This is a genomic window from Streptomyces sp. NPDC029152, assembly GCF_055564355.1.
Genome location: NZ_JBVHWR010000011.1, coordinates 147177 through 164876 on the forward strand (window position 1 = coordinate 147177; position 17700 = coordinate 164876).

A 17700-nucleotide genomic window follows, 5' to 3' on the forward strand; every position below is an offset into this window, starting at 1 on the left:
GTCCTTGCTGGTTCAGGAGGGGGCGACGGCTGTGGTCCGGCAGTCGCGGCAGCGGGTTTCGGTCTCGGGGGCGCGGAAGGCCCGGTCGCAGCCGTCGCAGGTGCGCATCTTGTGGCGGGGCGGTGACGGGGTGGCCGGTGCGCGGAACGGGGGCGGGGGTGGCAGCTGGGCCGTGAGGCGGTGGGCCAGGAGGGCGGCCGGGCGGTGCAGGGGTTCGTCGGGCAGTCCGGTGGTCAGGGTGTGGCGTACGGCGGTGGGGGCGACGTCGCGTTCCAGCCAGGCGGCGACGCCGGGGGCCAGGTGGGCGGTGTCGGTCGTGGAGAGCAGCAGGCGGGGGTCGTGGCGGCGCAGGCCGGCGAGGAGGTCCACGGCCGCGTGGAGGAGGGCCGGGGACTCGCGGCTCGGCTGCGGGACGGCGGGGAGGGACTTGCGGGGGCGCGGGACGCGCCGGGTCGTGTGCTCCGTCGCCGGTCGGGCCGGTTGCCGCGGGCACCCGGTGCCGTCGGCCTCGCGCCGGTGCCGGGGCTGGTTGCAGGAGACGGTGCGGGTGACGATGCGGCCGGTGGGGGTGCGGACGCGTTCGCGGCGCAGGTAGCCATGGGTCTCCAGCTCGCGCAGGGCGGCGGCGATGCGGGTGGGGCCTTCGGGGAAGCGGGCGGCGAGCGACTTGATGTCGGCGCCGGCCCCGGTGGGCAGTGACTGGAGGTGACAGCCGAGGCCGATCGCCAGCAGTGACAGCTCCTTGTGCTGGACCAGGTGGTTGCCGATCACCACGAAGCGGGTGGTGTGGCGGGTGTTGTCGTGGACGACGCCGCCGCCGTGGTGACGCGTACGGGTCGGATCGGCGGCGGGGGCTGACTGGGCGCGCGGGGGCGCGCTAGGGTTTTGGGTACCCATCGGGAAGGTGTTCCTCTTCCTTGGTGGTAGGCCCTCGCACCGGGATGCCAGTCCCGGCGGGGGCCGAAGTCTTTTCGGGCGTGCTTGCGCTGAGAGTAGGGGAGTTGGGGACCCGGAAATCCAGCTGAGCCGGTGATGTTCACCCGCCCGGGTGATCGCCGGCCTCGGGCGGAAAGGTGGGGCTCGGTGGGGTGCTTTTCCCCGAGTTCTTGTCTTGGTAGGGCACCGACATCACCGGAGCTTCAAAACCTGGGTTCCGGTGGCGTACGGCGCAGTTCGGCCCACACGGTCTTGCGCGGGAAGCGGCCCTCGGTCACTCCCCAGCGGTGGGCCAGCGCTTCCACGAGCAGCAGGCCGCGGCCCGATTCCGCGTCGGGCGCGGGTGTCCGAGACTCGGGAAGCCGTTCGCCCCGGGTGTCCGTGACCTCGATGCGCAGGGTGTCGCCGACGACGTAGAGCGTGAGCCGGAAGTCGCGGCCGGGAACGCGTCCGTGGGCGCTCGCGTTGTTGGCCAGTTCGGCGACCACCAGGCGGGCCGGGTCCAGCGGCAGTCCCCAGGAACGCAGTTGCTCGGTCGCCAGCAGGCGGGCCAGGCGGGCGCCGCGTGGCGTGGGGGAGAGCTGCACACTGAAGTTGCGGAAGGACGCGGTGAGTTCGGCGGTTTCCTGATTCACGTCACTCAGCGTGGTGGTGTGTGCGTACCGTGAGAAGTGACTCAGCGGGTACGTACGGTGACTGTCCGGAGCTTGTCCGGTGCTGTCGGGGCTGTCGGAGACGGGCGTGCGGGTAGGGCGCCGGGAGCAACGCAACCGGTACGACGGAAGGGCGCGGGATGACGGTGGTCGAGGCGGGGACGGGGCGGCTCGGGGACGAGGCCGGCGGGCCGGGGTGGGAGGTGGACCCGGACGACGAGTGGGGCGTCGCCGTCATCGCCACCGTGGGACGGCAGTTGAGGCTCCGCCGGGAGGCGGCGGGGATGCGGGCCGCCGAGTTCGCGGCGGCGGTGGGGTACGGGGAGGACCTCGTCTACAAGGTCGAGGGCGGCAAGCGGATCCCCCGGCAGGAGTACCTGGACAGGGCCGACGAGGTCCTGGACGCGGGCGGGCTCATCGCGGCGACGTGGGAGGACGTGAAGAAGGTCCGGTACCCGAAGAAGGTGCGGGAACTGGGCAAGCTGGAGGCCAAGGCGGTCGAGATCGGCCTGTACGAGTGCAACATCATCGCCGGGCTCCTGCAGACGCCGGAGCACGCGCGGGCGGTGATCGGGGCGGCACAGCCGCCGTACTCGCCGGACGACGTGGAACGCATGGTCGCCGCGAGGCTGGCTCGGCAGTCCGTCTTCGACCGCGATCCGGGACCGGCGCTCAGCTTCGTCCTGGAAGAGGGAGTCCTGCGTCGCCCCATCGGAGGGAAGGCGGCCTGGCACCGGCAACTCGAGCGTTTGTCGGAGGTGGGGCGATTGCACAACGTCGTGCTTCAGGTGATGCCGACGAGCTGTGACACCCATTCAGGGCTGGACGGAAGGATCGAGCTGCTGAAGTTCGCCGACGGTACGGCGGTGGGCCGCTCCGACGGGGCGTTCAACGGAAGGCCGACCTCGGATCCCAGGCATCTGCGCATCCTCGAACTGCGGTATGGCACGATCCGAGCGCAGGCTCTCTCTCCACGCGAGTCGCTGGCCTTCATCGAACAACTGCTGGGAGAAACATGATCCGCAAGACCACTGCCGGGGACGTTTCCGAGCTGAAGTGGTTCAAGAGCAGCTACAGCGGTGGCAACGACGGCAACTCCTGCGTCGAACTCGCCCTCACCCCCGGCACCGTCCACGTCCGTGACTCCAAGAACCCCCCGGCCGACGGCCCCCGCCTCGCCTTCGCCCCGGACGCGTGGGCGGCCTTCGTCCCGCACGTGCCCGGGGCCTGATCGCGCGACCCGGCCCGGCGAGGTCCTCTGGCTCCCCCGGTACCGGGGCGTATCCGGACGCGAGTGGGACGTGTGCCGTGTGGAACCCGGTGCCGTGCGTTTCCGTGCCGGGGGGAGCGGTACCTTCGACTCCACGCAGATCAGGGCCGATGAGGAGAGATGACCGTGAGCATGTTCGAGCGGCCCGCCGACGAGGGGGCGGACCCTTTCGCCACGGCACGTCTGCGGCGCGGGGTGCTGGACGCCTGGGCGACGAGCCCCGCCCGGTTCCGTGAGGACGCCAACGCCGAGGAGGACCTCGTCCTCGGCGGCTACCGCGACCGGCTGGTCGTCGAACTCGCCCAGAACGCCGCCGACGCCGCCGCCCGCGCGGGCGTGCCCGGACGGCTCCGGCTGACCCTGCGCGACGGCGTCCTCGTCGCCGCCAACACCGGCGCCCCGCTGGACGCGGCCGGCGCCGAGTCGCTGTCCACGCTGCGCGCCTCCGCCAAGCGCGAGGGCGGCGAGGGCGCGGTCGGCCGGTTCGGGGTCGGCTTCGCCGCCGTCCTCGCCGTCACCGACGAACCCGCCGTCGTCGGCCGGCACGGCGGCGTGCGCTGGTCCCTGGCCGAGGCGCGGGGACTGGCCGCCGACACCGCGCGGCACAGCCCCGGCCTCGGGGACGAGATCCGGCGGCGCGACGGACACGTGCCGCTGCTGCGGCTGCCGTTCCCCGCCGAGGGCAGCGCCCCCGACCCGTACGACACGGCCGTCATCCTGCCGCTGCGGGACGCCGCCGCCGCCGACCTCGCCGAACGGCTCCTGCACGCCGTCGACGACGCGCTGCTGCTCGCCCTGCCCGGCCTCGAGGAGGTCGTGGTCGAGACCGGGGACGACGTACGCACGCTGCGCCGCCGCACCGACGGGGCCCTCACGGTCGTGGAGGACTCGCGGGAGGGCACCACCCGCTGGCGCACCGCCGCCGCGCACGGCCCGCTCACGCCCGACCTGCTCGCCGACCGGCCGGTGGAGGAACGCCTGCGTCCGCACTGGTCCGTGACGTGGGCCGTCCCCGTGGACGCCGACGGCGGACCCGGCCGACCCCGCACCAGCCCCGTCGTGCACGCACCCACCCCCAGCGACGAGCCGCTCGGCGTCCCCGCCCTGCTCATCGCGTCCTTCCCGCTGGACTCGACCCGCCGGCACGCCGCGCCGGGACCGCTGACCGACTTCCTGACGCAGCGCGCGGCGGACGCCTACGCCGCCCTCCTCGCCGACTGGCGCCCGGTCTCCGCCGGGATCATCGGCCTCGTGCCCGGTCCGCTGGGCAAGGGCGGCCTGGACGGCGCGCTGCGCCGGGCGATCCTCGACCGGCTGCCGCGCACCGCCTTCCTGCCGCCCGCCGCCGAGCCGCGCGGCGACGACGCCGACGACCTGCCCGAGACCCTGCGCCCCCGCGACGCCGAGGTGGTCGAGGGGGCGGGCGCGGAGACGGTGCGCGTGCTCGCCGAGGTGCTGCCCACCCTGCTGCCCGGCGGTCTGGAGCGCCGGCCGGAGCTGCGCACGCTGGATGTGGCCCGGGTGCCGCTGGCCGACGCGATCGACCGGCTGGCCGGGCTGGAGAAGGACCCCGCGTGGTGGTGGCGGCTCTACGACAGCCTCGCCGGGGTCGACCCGGAGCGGCTGTCGGGGCTGCCGGTGCCCCTGGCCGACGGGCGGACCACCATCGGCCCCCGGCAGGTGCTGCTGCCCTCCCCGGACGCCGCCTCCCTCGACCCCGAGGTCCTCACCCGCCTCGGTCTCAAGGTCGCCCACCAGGACGCCGCCCACCCGCTCCTGGAGAAGCTCGGCGCCCTCCCGGCCACCCCGCGCGCCGTGCTCACCACCCCGCAGGTGCGGGCCGCCGTCGCCGCCTCCCTGGACGACGAGGGCGGGGTGAACTGGGAGGAGGACACCCTCGACGCCGAGGAGCTGGCCGACACGGTGCTCGGCCTGGTCCGCGACGCCGGGCTCGACCCCGGCGACGAGCCGTGGCTCGGCGCGCTCGCGCTGCCCGACGAGGACGGCGAACTCTCCCCGGCCGGTGAACTCGTCTTCCCCGGCGGCCCCTTCGCCCAGGTCATGCGCGAGGGCGAACTCGCCGCCGTGGACGCGGAGCTGGCCGGGAAGTGGGGGCCGGAGCCGCTCGCCGCCTGCGGCGTCCTCGTCACCTTCGGCCTCGTCCGCGCCACCGACGTCGTCCTGGACCCGGACGAACTGGAGCCCCGCGAGGGCGACTACGCCGAGCCCGACGACGCGGGCCTGCTGGACGCCGTGGACGTGTGGAGCGAGGACGTCCTCGACCGCTTCCCGGACAGCCCCGTCCCCCCGGTCGCCACCGAGATCGTCGCCGTGCGCGACCTGGACCTGGTGGACGACGACCAGTGGCCGCGCGCCCTCGCCCTGCTGTCGCGGCCGCCCCTGCGGGACGCCCTGGTCGAGCCGGTGCGCGTCCTGCTGCACGACGGCACCCACGAGGTCGTACGGCCGTACACCGCGTGGTGGCTGCGCGGGCACCCGGTGCTCGGCGGGCGGCGCCCGGCCGGTCTGCGCGCGGCCGGGAGCGACCCGCTGCTGCGGGGCCTGTACGACGAGGCGGACGCGACCGGCTTCGAGGACGAGCAGGTGCTGCGGGCGCTCGGCGTGCGCACGTCGCTCGCCGCGCTCCTCGCCGAGCCCGGCGGCGCGGCCGAGCTGCTGGACCGCCTCGCCGACCCCGACCGCCCGGTCACGGCCGCCCAGCTGCACGCCCTGTACGGGGCGCTGGCCGAGCTGGACCCGGATCAGGTCACCCTGCCGGACGACCTGCGTGCCGTGCGCGACGGCCGCGTCGAGGTGGTGGACGCCTCCGACGCCGTCGTGGTCGACTCGCCCGACCTGCTGCCCTTCACGTCGGGTGTCCCGCTGCTGCCGGTGCGGCCGGCGCTGGCCGCCGAGCTGGCGGAGTTGTTCCAGGTGCGGCGGCTGAGCGAGTCCGTCACCGGCGAGGTGCACTCCGAGGGCACCGGGCACGACGTGCCGGAGCCGGTGCGGGTGCTGCTCGGCGCGCGGACCCCGGCGTCGTACGTGGAGCACGAGGAGCTCGTGGTCGACGGCGTGGAGATCGACTGGCGGCTCACGCCCGACGGCGTGCTGCACGCCGCGACCCTGGAGGGCGTCGCCGCGGGCCTCGCCTGGGCGGCGGGGCAGTGGCCGCGGCGGTTCGAGGTGGCGGCCCTCCTGGAGGACCCGACCCGCACGGAGGAGCTGGCCCGGGACCGCTGGTTCGACTGAGGGGCCCTCGGGTCCGTGGACCGCCGCTTCCCGGCGCGCGCGTCACGCCGGGAAGCGGTGGTCCACCCACCTCCACAGGAGTTCCAGCGAGGCCGCCGCCGCCACCGCCACCCCGACGGCGGTCCACGGCATCGTGACCCCCACCAGCTTCAGCGCGAAGAAGTCCTGCAGCCACGGCACCGCCAGCACCACCACGAAGGCCAGTCCCATCGCCGCGACCAGCAGCACCCGCCACCAGGTGTAGGGCCGCGCGACGATCGCCAGCACCCACATCGAGACCAGGAACAGCGTCAGGGTCGCCGCGCTGGTCTCCGCGTCCAGCGCCCCCGGCCCGCTGTAGTGGTGGCGGGCCAGGAGGTACGTCACGAAGGTGGCCGCCCCGGCCACCACCCCGCCGGGGACGGCGTACCGCATCACCCGCCGCACGAAGTGCGGTCTGGCCCGTTCCCTGTTGGGGGCGAGGGCCAGGAAGAAGGCCGGGACGCCGATGGTGAGGGTGGACAGCAGGGTCAGGTGGCGGGGCAGGAAGGGGTACTCGACGCGTGAGCACACCACCAGCACCGCCAGCAGCACCGAGTACACCGTCTTCACCAGGAACAGCGTCGCGACGCGGGTGATGTTGCCGATGACCCGGCGGCCCTCGGCCACCACCGACGGCAGGGTGGCGAAGCTGTTGTCCAGCAGCACGATCTGCGCGACCGCCCGGGTGGCCTCCGAGCCCGAGCCCATCGCCACGCCGATGTCGGCGTCCTTCAGCGCCAGGACGTCGTTCACCCCGTCGCCGGTCATCGCGACCGTGTGCCCGCGCGACCGGAGGGCGCCCACCATCTCCCGCTTCTGCTGCGGGGTGACCCGGCCGAACACCGTGCCCGCGTCGAGCTCGTCGGCCATGCCCTCCGGCTCGGCGGGCAGCCGCCGCGCGTCGACGGCGGTGCCGGGCAGCCCGAGCTTGGCGGCCACCGCGCCGACGGAGACCGCGTTGTCCCCGGAGATGACCTTGGCCCGTACGTCCTGGTCGGCGAAGTAGCGCAGGGTGTCGGCGGCGTCCGGCCGCAGCCGCTGCTCCAGCACGACCAGCGCGGTCGGCACGGCGCCCTCGGCCGGTTCGGCGTCGTCGAGGTCCCGGGTGGCGCGGGCGAGCAGCAGCACCCGCATCCCCTGCTCGTCGAGCCGTCCGGTCTCGGCGAGGGCGGGGTCGTCCTCGGACAGCAGGACGTCGGGCGCCCCCAGCAGCCACGTGCTGGAGGCGCCGTCCTCCTCGTCGAACGTGGCGCCGGCGTACTTGCGGGCGGAGGAGAACGGCAGGGACTCGGTGCAGCGCCAGTCCTCGGCGACCTCGGTGACCGGGTAGGCGTCGATGATCGCCTGGAGGGAGGCGTTCGGGCGCGGGTCGGACTCGCCGAGGGCGCCGAGCACCGCGCGGACGTAGCCCTCGTCGGCGCCGCCGAGCGGGCGCAGTCCGGTGACGTCCATGCCGCCCTCGGTGAGGGTGCCGGTCTTGTCCAGGCAGACGGTGTCGACGCGGGCGAGGCCCTCGATGGCGGGCAGCTCCTGGACGAGGCACTGCTTGCGTCCGAGCCGGACGACGCCGATCGCGAAGGCGACGGAGGTGAGCAGGACCAGGCCCTCCGGGACCATGGGCACGATGCCGCCGACCGTGCGCGCGACGGATTCCCCGAAGGCGTCGTCCTCGGTGAGCAGCTGGCTGATGATCAGGCCGATCGCGGTCGGGACCATCATCCACGTGACGTACTTCAGGATCGTGGAGATGCCGGAGCGCAGCTCGGACCGGACGAGGGTGAAGCGGGACGCCTCCTCGGCGAGCTGGGCGGCGTAGGCCTCGCGCCCCACCCTGGTCGCCCGGAACGCGCCGCCGCCCGCGACGACGAAGCTGCCGGACATGACGTGGTCCCCGGGCCGCTTGACGACGGGGTCGGCCTCGCCGGTGAGCAGCGACTCGTCGATCTCCAGCCCGTCGGCCTCGACGCAGACGCCGTCGACCACGGCCTTGTCGCCGGGGCCGATCTCGATGACGTCGTCCAGGACGATCTGCGAGGTGCTGATCCCGGCGGTCTCCCCGTCCCGGCGCACGACGGGTCTGACCTCGCCGATCACGGCCAGCGAGTCGAGGGTCCTCTTCGCCCGCCACTCCTGGAGGATGCCGATGCCGGTGTTGGCGAGGATGACGAAGCCGAACAGGCTGTCCTGGATCGGCGCCACGATCAGCATGATCACCCACAGCACGCCGATGATCGCGTTGAAGCGGGTGAAGACGTTGGCGCGGACGATCTCGCCGAGCGAGCGGCTGCTGCGCACCGGCACGTCGTTGACCTGCCCGAGCGCTACCCGTTCGGCGACCTCCGAGGCGGTCAGCCCCGTCTCCGGCGAGGACGGGGGAGCGGGGCGCGCGGGATCGAGTGCGGATTCCGCGTCGATATGCGTCATGCATTCGACGGTACGTGCGGTTTTACGGCTTCACCCACCGGATGGGCGGAAGATCCGACCTGGGGACGAGGAGGTCCGGAGCCGTGTGCTGCCCCGGTACTACGCGGTGGGGCGGGCCTCCCGGCCCGCGGTGCCCTGCCGGGCCGCGGCGTCGCGCTTGATCGCGGCGTCGCGCCTGCGGACGTACCAGATGCCGATCAGGCCGAGCCCGCCGCCGGCCAGGCAGGTCCACACCCACCAGGCGTGCCCGTGGTCGTCGAACCAGCCGTAGAAGGGCAGCTGGGCCAGGAAGAGGACGAACCAGAGGATGGTGCCGCCGGTGATGGTCGCGACCACGGGGCCCTCCAGGGGCTCCGGCGCCTCGTGCGTAGGTGTCCACTTCGCCATGCGTACAGCTTACGAGGGCGGCCCGGCCTCCCTCCCGGCGCGCCGCCCCGCCCCTCCCGGACCCCGCCACAAGGGTCTACGCGCGGAGATAGCGATCTGCGGCTCATACGTTCATACTGAACCCGTTTGTCTCTGACCGCTTTCATTCGTAGAAAACACCAACAAGGCCGTGGGGGAACCTGTTGGTGATGAGGTCTCGCATGTCCACCTCGGCTGCCGCCAAGGTCCCCCCGTCCCCCGAGTCGCCCGAGGACCGGCGGCCCCCGCAGAGCGCGCTCGACCGCTACTTCCGGATCTCCGAGCGCGGCAGCACGCTGCCCCGTGAGATCCGGGGCGGCCTCGCCACCTTCTTCGCGATGGCCTACATCATCGTGCTGAACCCGATCATCCTGGGCAGCGCGAAGGACATGTACGGCCACCAGCTCGACAACGGTCAGCTGGTCACCGCGACCGCGCTGACGGCGGCGTTCACCACGCTCCTCATGGGCGTGATCGGCAACGTCCCGATCGCGCTCGCGGCCGGTCTCGGCGTGAACTCCGTCGTCGCCCTCCAGCTCGCCCCGCGGATGTCCTGGCCGGACGCCATGGGCATGGTGGTGCTGGCCGGCTTCGTGGTCATGCTGCTGGTCGCCACCGGTCTGCGCGAGCGCGTGATGAACGCCGTGCCCTTCGGGCTGCGCAAGGCCATCGCCATCGGCATCGGCCTGTTCATCATGCTCATCGGCCTGGTCGACTCCGGGTTCGTCACCCGGATGCCGGACGCCGCCCAGACCACCGTCCCGCTCCAGCTGGGCACGGGCGGTCACCTGCTCGGCTGGCCCGTCCTGGTCTTCGTCCTCGGTGTGCTGCTCACGCTGGCGCTGATCGTCCGCAAGACCCCCGGCGCCATCCTGATCTCCATCGTCGTGATGACCGGCATCGCGATGGTCATCAACGCCGTCGCCGACGTCCCGTCCTGGGGCCTGACCACCCCGGAGTGGCCCGGCAACCCGGTCTCCACGCCCGACTTCGGCCTGGTCGGCCAGGTCAGCCTGTTCGGCGGGTTCGAGAAGGTCGGCATCCTGACCGGCGTCCTCTTCGTCTTCACCGTCCTGCTGTCCTGCTTCTTCGACGCCATGGGCACGATCATGGCCGTCAGCGACGAGGCCAAGCTGACCGACGCGAAGGGCCAGATGCCGGGCATCAACAAGGTCCTGTTCGTGGACGGCGTCGCGGTCGCCGCGGGCGGTGCCAGCTCCGCCTCGGCCACGACCTGCTTCGTGGAGTCCACGGCCGGCGTCGGCGAGGGCGCCCGGACCGGCTTCGCCAACATCGTCAGCGGCGCCCTGTTCGCCGTGGCCCTCTTCCTCACGCCGGTCGCCACGATGGTCCCGTCGCAGGCGGCCACCCCGGCGCTGGTCGCGGTCGGCTTCCTGATCCTGGCCGGTTCGATCAAGGAGATCGACTGGTCCGACTTCACGGTCGCCGTCCCGGCCTTCGTGACGATGCTGATGATGCCGTTCACGTACTCGATCACCAACGGCATCGGCATGGGCTTCGTCACCTTCACGGTGCTGCGCCTGGCGGTCGGCCGGGGCCGTGACGTGCCGGTGGCGATGTACGCGGTCTCGGCGGTCTTCGCCTTCTACTACCTGATGCCGGCCCTGGGCCTGACCTGATCCCACCCGGTTCCACGGGGTCAGGGGACCCCGTAGAACCGTTCCGTCTCCTCGACGGCGGACTGGAACCGCTCGTCGAAGTCATCGCGAATGAGCGTCCGGACGACATAGTCCTGGACGCTCATTCCTCTTTTGGCCGCATGGCGCCGGAGCCGTTCGAGCAGCTCCCCGTCCATCCGCAGGCTGAGCACGCTGGTCCCCATGCGCACGAGGGTCGCCCCCGCCGACGGGATGTTGCTCCGGTTTCCGGAAACAGCTCACTCGTTCGGGTGAATCGTGGGTTTCCGTGGCGGGAGTCACGGGCAAGCGGCGGGATGAGCGTTGGTATTTCGCCAGACTAATGAGTTACGCTAAGGAACATGCCGGACCTCAACCATGGCGACGATGCTGCCGCCGTGAACTCCCTGCGCTCCGCCGTGATGCGGCTGTCCCGTCGGCTCAAGCACCAGCGGGTCGACGAGTCGCTCAGCCCCACCGAGATGTCGGTGCTCGGCACCCTGTCCACCTGCGGCAGCGCCACCCCGGGCGAGCTCGCCCGCAAGGAACACGTCCAGCCGCCCTCGATGACCCGCATCGTGGCGCTCCTGGAGGCCAAGGGACTGGTCCGGCTGGAGCCGCACCCCGAGGACCGGCGCCAGAAGGTCGTGTCGCAGACCGAGCAGGCCGTGGTGATGCTCGAGGAGAGCCGCCGCAAGCGGAACGCGTTCCTGGCCGCGCTGGTCGAGGAGCTCGACGAGGACGAGTGGGCGAAGCTGCGAGCGGCGGCCCCCGTACTGGAGAAGCTCGCACACCTGTAGACAGCATTCGCGAGGAGGCGAACCTTTTGAGTACGGGACCCGGAGCAGCTTCCGCCCCCGCACCTGACCACGACGACTCCCCGTCCAAGAGGGCCAAGACCCCCCGGACCCCGCGCAAGACCTCCATGTTCGCCTCCCTGAGGATCAGGAACTACCGCCTGTTCTTCCTGGGCCAGGTCGTCTCCAACATCGGCACCTGGATGCAGCGCATCGCCCAGGACTGGCTGGTGCTCAGCCTCACCGGCTCCTCGGCGGCCGTCGGCATCACCACGGCCCTGCAGTTCCTGCCGATGCTGCTCTTCGGCCTCTACGGCGGCGTCCTCGTCGACCGGCTGCGCAAACGGCCCACGCTGCTGGTCACCCAGTCCGCGATGGCCCTGACCGCGCTCGCCCTCGCCGCCCTCACCCTGACCGGCCACGTCCAGGTCTGGCACGTCTACGTCGCCGCCTTCGCCATGGGCCTGGCCACCGTCATGGACAACCCGGCCCGGCAGTCCTTCGTCTCCGAGCTGGTCGGCCGCGACCAGCTGCAGAACGCGGTCAGCCTGAACTCGGCCAACTTCCAGTCCGCCCGCCTCGTCGGCCCCGCCGTCGCCGGCCTGATGATCACCGGGGTGGGCACCGGCTGGGCGTTCCTCGCCAACGGCCTGTCCTTCGTCGCGCCGCTGAGCTGCCTGCTGCTGATGCGCGCCCGCGAGCTGCACGTCGTCGAGCGGGCCCCGCGCGGCAAGGGACAGCTCCGCGAGGGCCTGCGCTACGTCGCCGGCCGCCCCGAGCTGACCTGGACCATCGTCCTGATCGGCTTCATCGGCACCTTCGGCTTCAACTTCCCGGTGTTCCTGTCCGCCTTCGCCGACGACGTCTTCCACGCGGGCGCCGGCGCGTACAGCCTCTTCAACACCCTCATGGCCGTCGGCTCCCTGGCCGGCGCCCTGCTCGCCGCCCGGCGCGGCACGGCCCGGCTGCGCGTCCTGATCGCGGCGGCGCTCGGCTTCGGCGTCCTGGAGATCGTCGCGGCGACGGCACCGCAGCTGTGGCTGTTCGCCCTGCTGATGATCCCGATCGGCGTCTTCAGCATGACGGTCAACGTCACCGCCAACACCAGCATCCAGATGTCCACCGACCCGGCCATGCGGGGCCGCGTCATGGCCCTGTACATGATGGTCTTCCTCGGCGGCTCCCCCGTCGGCGCCCCCGTCGTCGGCTGGGTCACCGACACCTACGGCGCCCGGGCCGGCTTCGCCGCGGGCGGCGCCGTCGCGGCCACCGCCGCGGCCGCGATCGGCCTGGTCCTGGCCCGCGTCGGCAACCTGCGCCTGTCGGTCGGCTGGCACCGGGGGCATCCGCAGGTCCGCTTCGTGCCGCGCGAGCACCGGGAGGAGCTGGCGCCGGCGGCGTAGGGGTCTGGGAAGGTGACGGCATGAGACTCTTCGCCGCCGTACTGCCCCCCGAGGACGTCGTCACCGCCCTCGCCGCCGAGGTGGCCGCGCTGCGGAAGCTGCCCGGCGCGGACCGGCTGCGCTGGACCGGCCGCCCGGGATGGCACCTCACACTCGCCTTCTACGGCGAGGTCGACGACGACGTCGTACCCGACCTGTCGGCCCGCCTGGAGCGGGCCGCGCACCGCACCGCGCCCTTCGAGCTGGCGCTGCGCGGCGGCGGCCACTTCGGACACGGGCGGGCGCTGTGGGTGGGGGCCGAAGGCGGCCTGCCCGCCCTGCGCCTGCTCGCCGGACGCGCCGAGTCGGCGGCGCGCAGGGCGGGCCTCCCGACGGGGGAGCACCGGCACTACAAGGCCCACCTGACGCTGGCCCGCAGCCGGGAGGCGCTCGACGTGGCACCGTACGTCGACGCGCTGGACGCCTTCACCAGCCGCACCTGGACCGTGACGGACCTGGCGCTGGTGCGCAGCAACCTGCCGAGGTCCGGCGTGCCGGGCGAGCAGCCCCGTTACGAGACGGTCGCCCGCAGCCCGCTCGGCGCGTCCGGTTAGGCTCGGGGACGTGGACCCGAAGACCCGTAACCGGATCATGGCCGGTGTGCTCGTGCTGATGCTCGTCGTGGTGGCGGTGGCGGCGGCGGTCGGATAGGCGCCCGGCGGGGCGGCCGCCGCCCCGCTCGCCCCCCTACCAGGCGAACGCCTCCGGCGACGGCCCCGGACCCGGGAAGATCTCGTCCAGCCCGGCCAGCAGCTCGTCCGACAGCTCCAGCTCCACGGCCCGCAGCGCCGACGCCAGCTGCTCGGCGGTGCGCGGACCGACGATCGGGCCGGTCACGCCGGGCCGGGACAGCAGCCAGGCCAGCGCGGCCTCGCCGGGCTCGACGCCGTGCTTGTCGAGCAGGTCCTCGTACGCCTGGATCTGCGCCCGCTTCGCCGGGTCGGCCAGGGTGTCGGCCGCCCGTCCGGAGGCACGGCGCCCGCCCTGGACCTCCTTCTTGATGACCCCGCCCAGCAGCCCGCCGTGCAGCGGCGACCAGGGGATGACGCCGAGGCCGTAGTCCCGCGCGGCCGGGATCACCTCCATCTCGGCGCGGCGCTCGGCGAGGTTGTAGAGGCACTGCTCGCTGACCAGGCCGATCGTCCCGCCGCGCCGGGCGGCGGTCTCGTTGGCCTGCGCGATCTTGTATCCGGGGAAGTTCGACGACCCGGCGTACAGCACCTTGCCCTGCTGGACCAGCGTGTCGACGGCCTGCCAGATCTCGTCGAAGCCGGTGGCGCGGTCGATGTGGTGGAACTGGTACAGGTCGATGCGGTCGGTCCGCAGCCGCTTCAGGCTGGCGTCGACGGCCCGGCGGATGTTCACGGCGGACAGCTTGTCGTGGTTGGGCCACGCCTCGCCGTCGGCGCCCATGTTGCCGTAGACCTTGGTGGCGATGACGGTCTTGTCGCGCCGGTCGCCGCCCTTGGCGAACCAGTTGCCGATGATCTCCTCGGTACGGCCCTTGTTCTCGCCCCAGCCGTACACGTTGGCGGTGTCGAAGAAGTTGATGCCCGCGTCCAGTGCCGCGTCCATGATCGCGTGGCTGTCTGCCTCGTCGGTCTGCGGACCGAAGTTCATGGTGCCGAGGACGAGCCGGCTGACCTTGAGTCCTGTGCGTCCGAGCTGCGTGTACTCCATGGTCCCCAAGCCAACGACCTGGAGTGCGCTCCAGGCAAGCGGGTCCGCCGGGCCGGCCGGTCCGGGCGCGGGGCTACGGCGCCGCGTACGGTCCGCCCAGCCCCCACTCCTCGTACAGCGCCTCCGCGAACGCCCCCGCGATCTTGTGCTCGCCGTCGGCGTTGGGGTGCGTGCCGTCGTACGTGTCGGTGTGGAAGTCGTACGACGCCGGCGGCGGGACGAGGAGGAGGGCGGAGCCCGGTTCGTCGAGGTCGGTGATCGTCTTGGCCAGGAGTTCGTTGAAGCGGTGGACCTGGTCGGCGAAGGGCGCGTCGGCCTCCACCCGGATGTTCGTGATCACCGGCATGACGGCCACGCGGACGCGCGGGTTCGCCGAGCGGGCCCCGGCCACGAAGGAGCGGACGTTGTCCGCGGTCTGCTGCGGGTTGGTGTAGAAGCCGAGGTCGATCAGGCCGAGGGAGACCAGGAGCACGTCCGCGCGGTGGGCGCGGACCGCCTCGCCGATCAGCGGTGTCATGTGGTGCCAGCCCTCGCCCCAGCCGGCCAGGTGGGCGCGGGGGAACGCGGGGTCGGCGTAGGCGTGCGAGGTGGGCGCGTCCGTCGACGGGTCGTGCAGCGTCTCGCGCGGGCCGACGAACGTGAAGGGGCGGCCGTGGGAGTCGCGCAGGTGCTGCCACATGCGGTAGCGCCACGTGTGTTCCCCGGCGCTCCCGATCGTCATGGAGTCACCGACGAACATGAACCTGAGCATCCGCTCATCATGGACGATCGGCCTGGCCGGCGCGATGTGAGCCCGGCCACGCAGGGTGACCGGCGGCGTGAACGCCCGCACGGGATGGCAGGCTTGGCACATGCGCCGGTCTTTCGCCCTCCTCGCCTCGGCCCTCCTCGTGGGCGCGTTCGCCGTGCCCGCCTCCGCCGCCGAGGGGGGCGACGGGAGCGACGGGTTCACGATCAAGGACCCGCGCATCACCGAGTCCAGCGGTCTCGCCGCCTCCCGCCTCCACCCCGGTGTCTACTGGACGCACAACGACCAGGACGACGGGCCCTACCTCTACGCCGTGGACGGTGCCACCGGCGAGACCGTCGCGCGCGTCGCGCTCTCCGGCGTGGGCACGCCCCGGGACGTCGAGGCGATCTCCATCGGGCCGGGCGACAGGATCTTCGTCGGTGACATCGGGGACAACCTCGGCGGCACCTGGCCGTACGTGTGGATCTACGAGCTGCCCGAGCCGAAGGAACTGAAGGACCAGACGGTCGAGGCCACGCAGTACGTGGTGAAGTACGCGGACGGCGCCCGTGACGCCGAGTCGATGGTCGTCCACCCGAAGACCGGGCGGGTCTACATCATCGACAAGAACGAGGACGGCGGGCACCTGTACGAGGGCCCGGCGAAGCTGTCCTCCTCCGGCACCAACGTCTTCCGGCCCACCGTCCCCGTCGACCTGTGGGCCACGGACGCCGCGTTCTCCCCGGACGGCGAGCGGCTCGCCGTGCGCGGCTACCTCGGGGGCATCTGGTACGCCTGGAACGGCGGGAGGATCCAGCGCAAGGGGCGGATCAGCGTCCCCCTGGGGCAGGGGGAGTCCGCCACCTACACGGCCGACGGGAAGAAGCTGCTGCTCGGGATGGAGGGCGCGAACAGCGCGGTGCGGGCCCAGGACGCGCCCGGGGGCGGTCCGTCCGGCGGGGACGGGGCCGCGTCCGACGGCGGGGCCGGGGCCTCCGGCGAGGACGGGGGAGGGGACACGCTCAAGGTCGGGGCGGTCGGCCTGGTCGTGGTGTGCGCGGCCCTGTTCGGGCTACGACGGCTGTTCCGGCGCCGCTGAGCCGCTCGCCGCGCGCCGCGCGGCCACCAGCACCTCCAGCCCGTCCAGGATGCGCTGGAGCCCGAACTCGAAGTGGTCGAAGCCGGTGCCGAAGGCGTCCTCCGACGAACTCAGCCGGTAGGAACGGGGGGAACGGCGAGGGGCGCCCGGTGGGATGCCGGGCGCCCCTCGCCGTCGGGCGGGAGTGGTGATCAGAGCTTCTCGATCACGTAGTCGATGCACCGGGTGAGCGCCTCGACGTCCGCCGGGTCGATCGCCGGGAACATCGCGACGCGCAGCTGGTTGCGGCCGAGCTTGCGGTACGGCTCGGTGTCGACGATGCCGTTGGCGCGCAGCACCTTGGCGACGGCGGCGGCGTCGATGTCGTCGGAGAAGTCGATGGTGCCGATGACCTGCGAGCGCTTGGCCGGGTCGGAGACGAACGGGGCGGCGTACTTGGCCTCCTCCGCCCAGGCGTACAGGCGGGACGAGGAGTCCTTGGTGCGGCCGGTGGTGAAGTCCAGGCCGCCCTGGCCGTTCATCCACTCCAGCTGCTCGTTGAGGAGGAACAGGGTGGCCAGCGCCGGGGTGTTGTACGTCTGGTTCTTGCGGGAGTTGTCGATCGCCGTCGGCAGCGAGAAGAACTCCGGGACGTGCCGGCCGCTCGCGTGGACGCGCTCGGCGCGCTCGACGGCGGCCGGGGAGAAGACGCCGATCCACAGGCCGCCGTCGGAGGCGAAGGACTTCTGCGGGGCGAAGTAGTAGACGTCGGTCTCGGCGATGTCCACGGGCAGGCCGCCCGCGCCGGAGGTGGCGTCGACCAGCACGAGGGAGCCCTCGTCGGCACCGGCGACACGCTTGATCGGCATGGCGACGCCGGTGGAGGTCTCGTTGTGGGTGAACGCGTACACGTCCACACCGGCCTCGGCGTGCGCCTCGGGGTGGGTGCCCGGGTCGGCGGAGACGACCGTCGGCTCGGCCAGCCAGGGGGCGAGCTTGGCCGCCTTGGCGAACTTGGAGGAGAACTCGCCGAAGGTGAGGTGCTGCGACTTGTTCTCGATCAGGCCGTGGGTCGCGACGTCCCAGAACGCGGTGGAGCCACCGTTGCCGAGGACCACCTCGTAGCCGTCGGGGAGCCGGAACAGCTCGGAGATGCCCTCGCGGACCTTGCCGACCAGGTTCTTGACCGGGGCCTGGCGGTGGGAGGTGCCCATGAGGGACGTACCGGTGGCGGCCAGGGCGTCCAGCGCCTCCACCCGCACCTTGGAGGGACCCGCGCCGAATCGACCGTCCGCGGGCTTGATGTCAGCAGGAATCTGGATCTCAGCCACGAGCCGGAGGCTACCCGCTGGGCGAAACCGGACGGGGAGGTGTC

General features: G+C 72.6%; 16 protein-coding genes and 1 pseudogene. 8 read left to right on the forward strand and 9 right to left on the reverse strand.

Translation table 11 applies throughout. From position 1 onward, the window contains the following. Positions 1–12: 12 nt before the first annotated feature. Together ACZ4V6_RS23585 and ACZ4V6_RS23590 are read right to left on the reverse strand one after the other, a co-directional pair. Entirely contained in the window at positions 13–897 is an 885-nt protein-coding gene (locus ACZ4V6_RS23585; RefSeq protein ID WP_467830637.1) for a helix-turn-helix domain-containing protein, read from the reverse strand. Positions 898–1139: 242 nt separating this feature from the next. Then, positions 1140–1571: an ATP-binding protein gene (locus ACZ4V6_RS23590; protein WP_467830639.1), complete on the reverse strand. Its 432-nt coding sequence runs from the start codon at positions 1569–1571 to the stop codon at positions 1140–1142. Between the two features lie 158 nt (positions 1572–1729). On the opposite strand from ACZ4V6_RS23590, the gene ACZ4V6_RS23595 reads away from it, so the two are divergent. From ACZ4V6_RS23595 to ACZ4V6_RS23605, 3 genes are all read left to right on the forward strand, one after another. Beyond that, entirely contained in the window at positions 1730–2608 is an 879-nt protein-coding gene (locus ACZ4V6_RS23595; RefSeq protein WP_467830642.1) for a helix-turn-helix domain-containing protein, read from the forward strand. Next, positions 2605–2820 carry a DUF397 domain-containing protein gene (locus tag ACZ4V6_RS23600; protein WP_467830645.1) on the forward strand — a complete coding sequence of 72 codons (216 nt, stop codon included), beginning with the start codon at positions 2605–2607 and terminating at the stop codon, positions 2818–2820. Before ACZ4V6_RS23595 ends, ACZ4V6_RS23600 begins: the two co-directional genes overlap by 4 nt. A 165-nt stretch (positions 2821–2985) precedes the next feature. After that, positions 2986–6111, forward strand: a complete 3126-nt coding sequence (locus ACZ4V6_RS23605; RefSeq protein ID WP_467830648.1) for a sacsin N-terminal ATP-binding-like domain-containing protein — start codon at positions 2986–2988, stop codon at positions 6109–6111. Positions 6112–6153: 42 nt separating this feature from the next. Here ACZ4V6_RS23605 and ACZ4V6_RS23610 read toward each other — a convergent pair whose 3' ends face one another. Next, a complete protein-coding gene (locus ACZ4V6_RS23610; protein WP_467830650.1) occupies positions 6154–8556 on the reverse strand; it encodes an HAD-IC family P-type ATPase in 2403 nt (800 codons plus the stop codon). A 99-nt stretch (positions 8557–8655) separates the two neighbouring features. Then, the gene (locus ACZ4V6_RS23615) at positions 8656–8943 is read right to left on the reverse strand and encodes a DUF2530 domain-containing protein (RefSeq protein WP_467830653.1); all 288 of its coding nucleotides are present in this window, start codon (positions 8941–8943) and stop codon (positions 8656–8658) included. A 200-nt stretch (positions 8944–9143) separates the two neighbouring features. Between ACZ4V6_RS23615 and ACZ4V6_RS23620 the strand changes: the two genes are divergently transcribed. Continuing rightward, positions 9144–10601, forward strand: coding sequence for an NCS2 family permease (locus ACZ4V6_RS23620; protein WP_467830655.1), 1458 nt, complete (start codon positions 9144–9146; stop codon positions 10599–10601). Between the two features lie 20 nt (positions 10602–10621). Here the strand turns inward: ACZ4V6_RS23620 and ACZ4V6_RS23625 are convergent, their stop codons facing one another. Next, positions 10622–10810, reverse strand: a complete 189-nt coding sequence (locus ACZ4V6_RS23625; RefSeq protein ID WP_467830658.1) for a ribbon-helix-helix protein, CopG family — start codon at positions 10808–10810, stop codon at positions 10622–10624. A 150-nt stretch (positions 10811–10960) separates the two neighbouring features. Here ACZ4V6_RS23625 and ACZ4V6_RS23630 point away from each other — a divergent pair, with 150 nt between their 5' ends. Genes ACZ4V6_RS23630 through thpR form a run of 3 tightly spaced genes read left to right on the forward strand, consistent with a single transcriptional unit; the run spans position 10961 to position 13391 of the window. Then, complete coding sequence (locus ACZ4V6_RS23630; protein WP_467830661.1) at positions 10961–11398, forward strand: MarR family winged helix-turn-helix transcriptional regulator; 438 nt, start codon at positions 10961–10963, stop codon at positions 11396–11398. 26 nt (positions 11399–11424) lie between these two features. Beyond that, entirely contained in the window at positions 11425–12798 is a 1374-nt protein-coding gene (locus ACZ4V6_RS23635; RefSeq protein ID WP_467830664.1) for an MFS transporter, read from the forward strand. 20 nt (positions 12799–12818) lie between these two features. Continuing rightward, a complete protein-coding gene (thpR, locus tag ACZ4V6_RS23640; protein WP_467830667.1) occupies positions 12819–13391 on the forward strand; it encodes an RNA 2',3'-cyclic phosphodiesterase in 573 nt (190 codons plus the stop codon). Positions 13392–13524: 133 nt separating this feature from the next. Here the strand turns inward: thpR and ACZ4V6_RS23645 are convergent, their stop codons facing one another. Both ACZ4V6_RS23645 and ACZ4V6_RS23650 read right to left on the reverse strand, forming a co-directional pair. Further along, positions 13525–14517: an aldo/keto reductase gene (locus tag ACZ4V6_RS23645; RefSeq protein ID WP_467830670.1), complete on the reverse strand. Its 993-nt coding sequence runs from the start codon at positions 14515–14517 to the stop codon at positions 13525–13527. 73 nt (positions 14518–14590) lie between these two features. Beyond that, entirely contained in the window at positions 14591–15268 is a 678-nt protein-coding gene (locus ACZ4V6_RS23650; RefSeq protein WP_467830672.1) for a GDSL-type esterase/lipase family protein, read from the reverse strand. A gap of 100 nt (positions 15269–15368) precedes the next feature. On the opposite strand from ACZ4V6_RS23650, the gene ACZ4V6_RS23655 reads away from it, so the two are divergent. Then, entirely contained in the window at positions 15369–16346 is a 978-nt protein-coding gene (locus tag ACZ4V6_RS23655) for a WD40 repeat domain-containing protein (RefSeq protein WP_467830675.1), read from the forward strand. Here ACZ4V6_RS23655 and ACZ4V6_RS23660 read toward each other — a convergent pair. Both ACZ4V6_RS23660 and serC read right to left on the reverse strand, forming a co-directional pair. Beyond that, positions 16320–16457: pseudogene (locus tag ACZ4V6_RS23660) on the reverse strand (TetR family transcriptional regulator); the annotation flags it as partial. The gene ACZ4V6_RS23655 and the pseudogene ACZ4V6_RS23660 sit on opposite strands and share 27 nt — an antisense overlap. Before the next feature lie 80 nt (positions 16458–16537). Further along, a complete protein-coding gene (gene serC, locus ACZ4V6_RS23665; RefSeq protein ID WP_467830677.1) occupies positions 16538–17656 on the reverse strand; it encodes a phosphoserine transaminase in 1119 nt (372 codons plus the stop codon). Between the last annotated feature and the right edge of the window lie 44 nt (positions 17657–17700).

What these genes read in the sequence shown, in the direction of transcription:
- ACZ4V6_RS23620 (WP_467830655.1), top strand. Translation starts at nt 9,144, where the DNA reads ATGTCCACCTCGGCTGCCGCCAAGGTCCCCCCGTCCCCCGAGTCGCCC.
- thpR (WP_467830667.1), top strand. Translation starts at nt 12,819, where the DNA reads ATGAGACTCTTCGCCGCCGTACTGCCCCCCGAGGACGTCGTCACCGCC.
- ACZ4V6_RS23595 (WP_467830642.1), top strand. Translation starts at nt 1,730, where the DNA reads ATGACGGTGGTCGAGGCGGGGACGGGGCGGCTCGGGGACGAGGCCGGC.
- ACZ4V6_RS23600 (WP_467830645.1), top strand. Translation starts at nt 2,605, where the DNA reads ATGATCCGCAAGACCACTGCCGGGGACGTTTCCGAGCTGAAGTGGTTC.
- ACZ4V6_RS23650 (WP_467830672.1), bottom strand. Translation starts at nt 15,268, where the DNA reads ATGCTCAGGTTCATGTTCGTCGGTGACTCCATGACGATCGGGAGCGCC.
- ACZ4V6_RS23585 (WP_467830637.1), bottom strand. Translation starts at nt 897, where the DNA reads ATGGGTACCCAAAACCCTAGCGCGCCCCCGCGCGCCCAGTCAGCCCCC.
- ACZ4V6_RS23630 (WP_467830661.1), top strand. Translation starts at nt 10,961, where the DNA reads ATGCCGGACCTCAACCATGGCGACGATGCTGCCGCCGTGAACTCCCTG.
- ACZ4V6_RS23645 (WP_467830670.1), bottom strand. Translation starts at nt 14,517, where the DNA reads ATGGAGTACACGCAGCTCGGACGCACAGGACTCAAGGTCAGCCGGCTC.
- ACZ4V6_RS23615 (WP_467830653.1), bottom strand. Translation starts at nt 8,943, where the DNA reads ATGGCGAAGTGGACACCTACGCACGAGGCGCCGGAGCCCCTGGAGGGC.
- ACZ4V6_RS23610 (WP_467830650.1), bottom strand. Translation starts at nt 8,556, where the DNA reads ATGACGCATATCGACGCGGAATCCGCACTCGATCCCGCGCGCCCCGCT.
- ACZ4V6_RS23655 (WP_467830675.1), top strand. Translation starts at nt 15,369, where the DNA reads ATGCGCCGGTCTTTCGCCCTCCTCGCCTCGGCCCTCCTCGTGGGCGCG.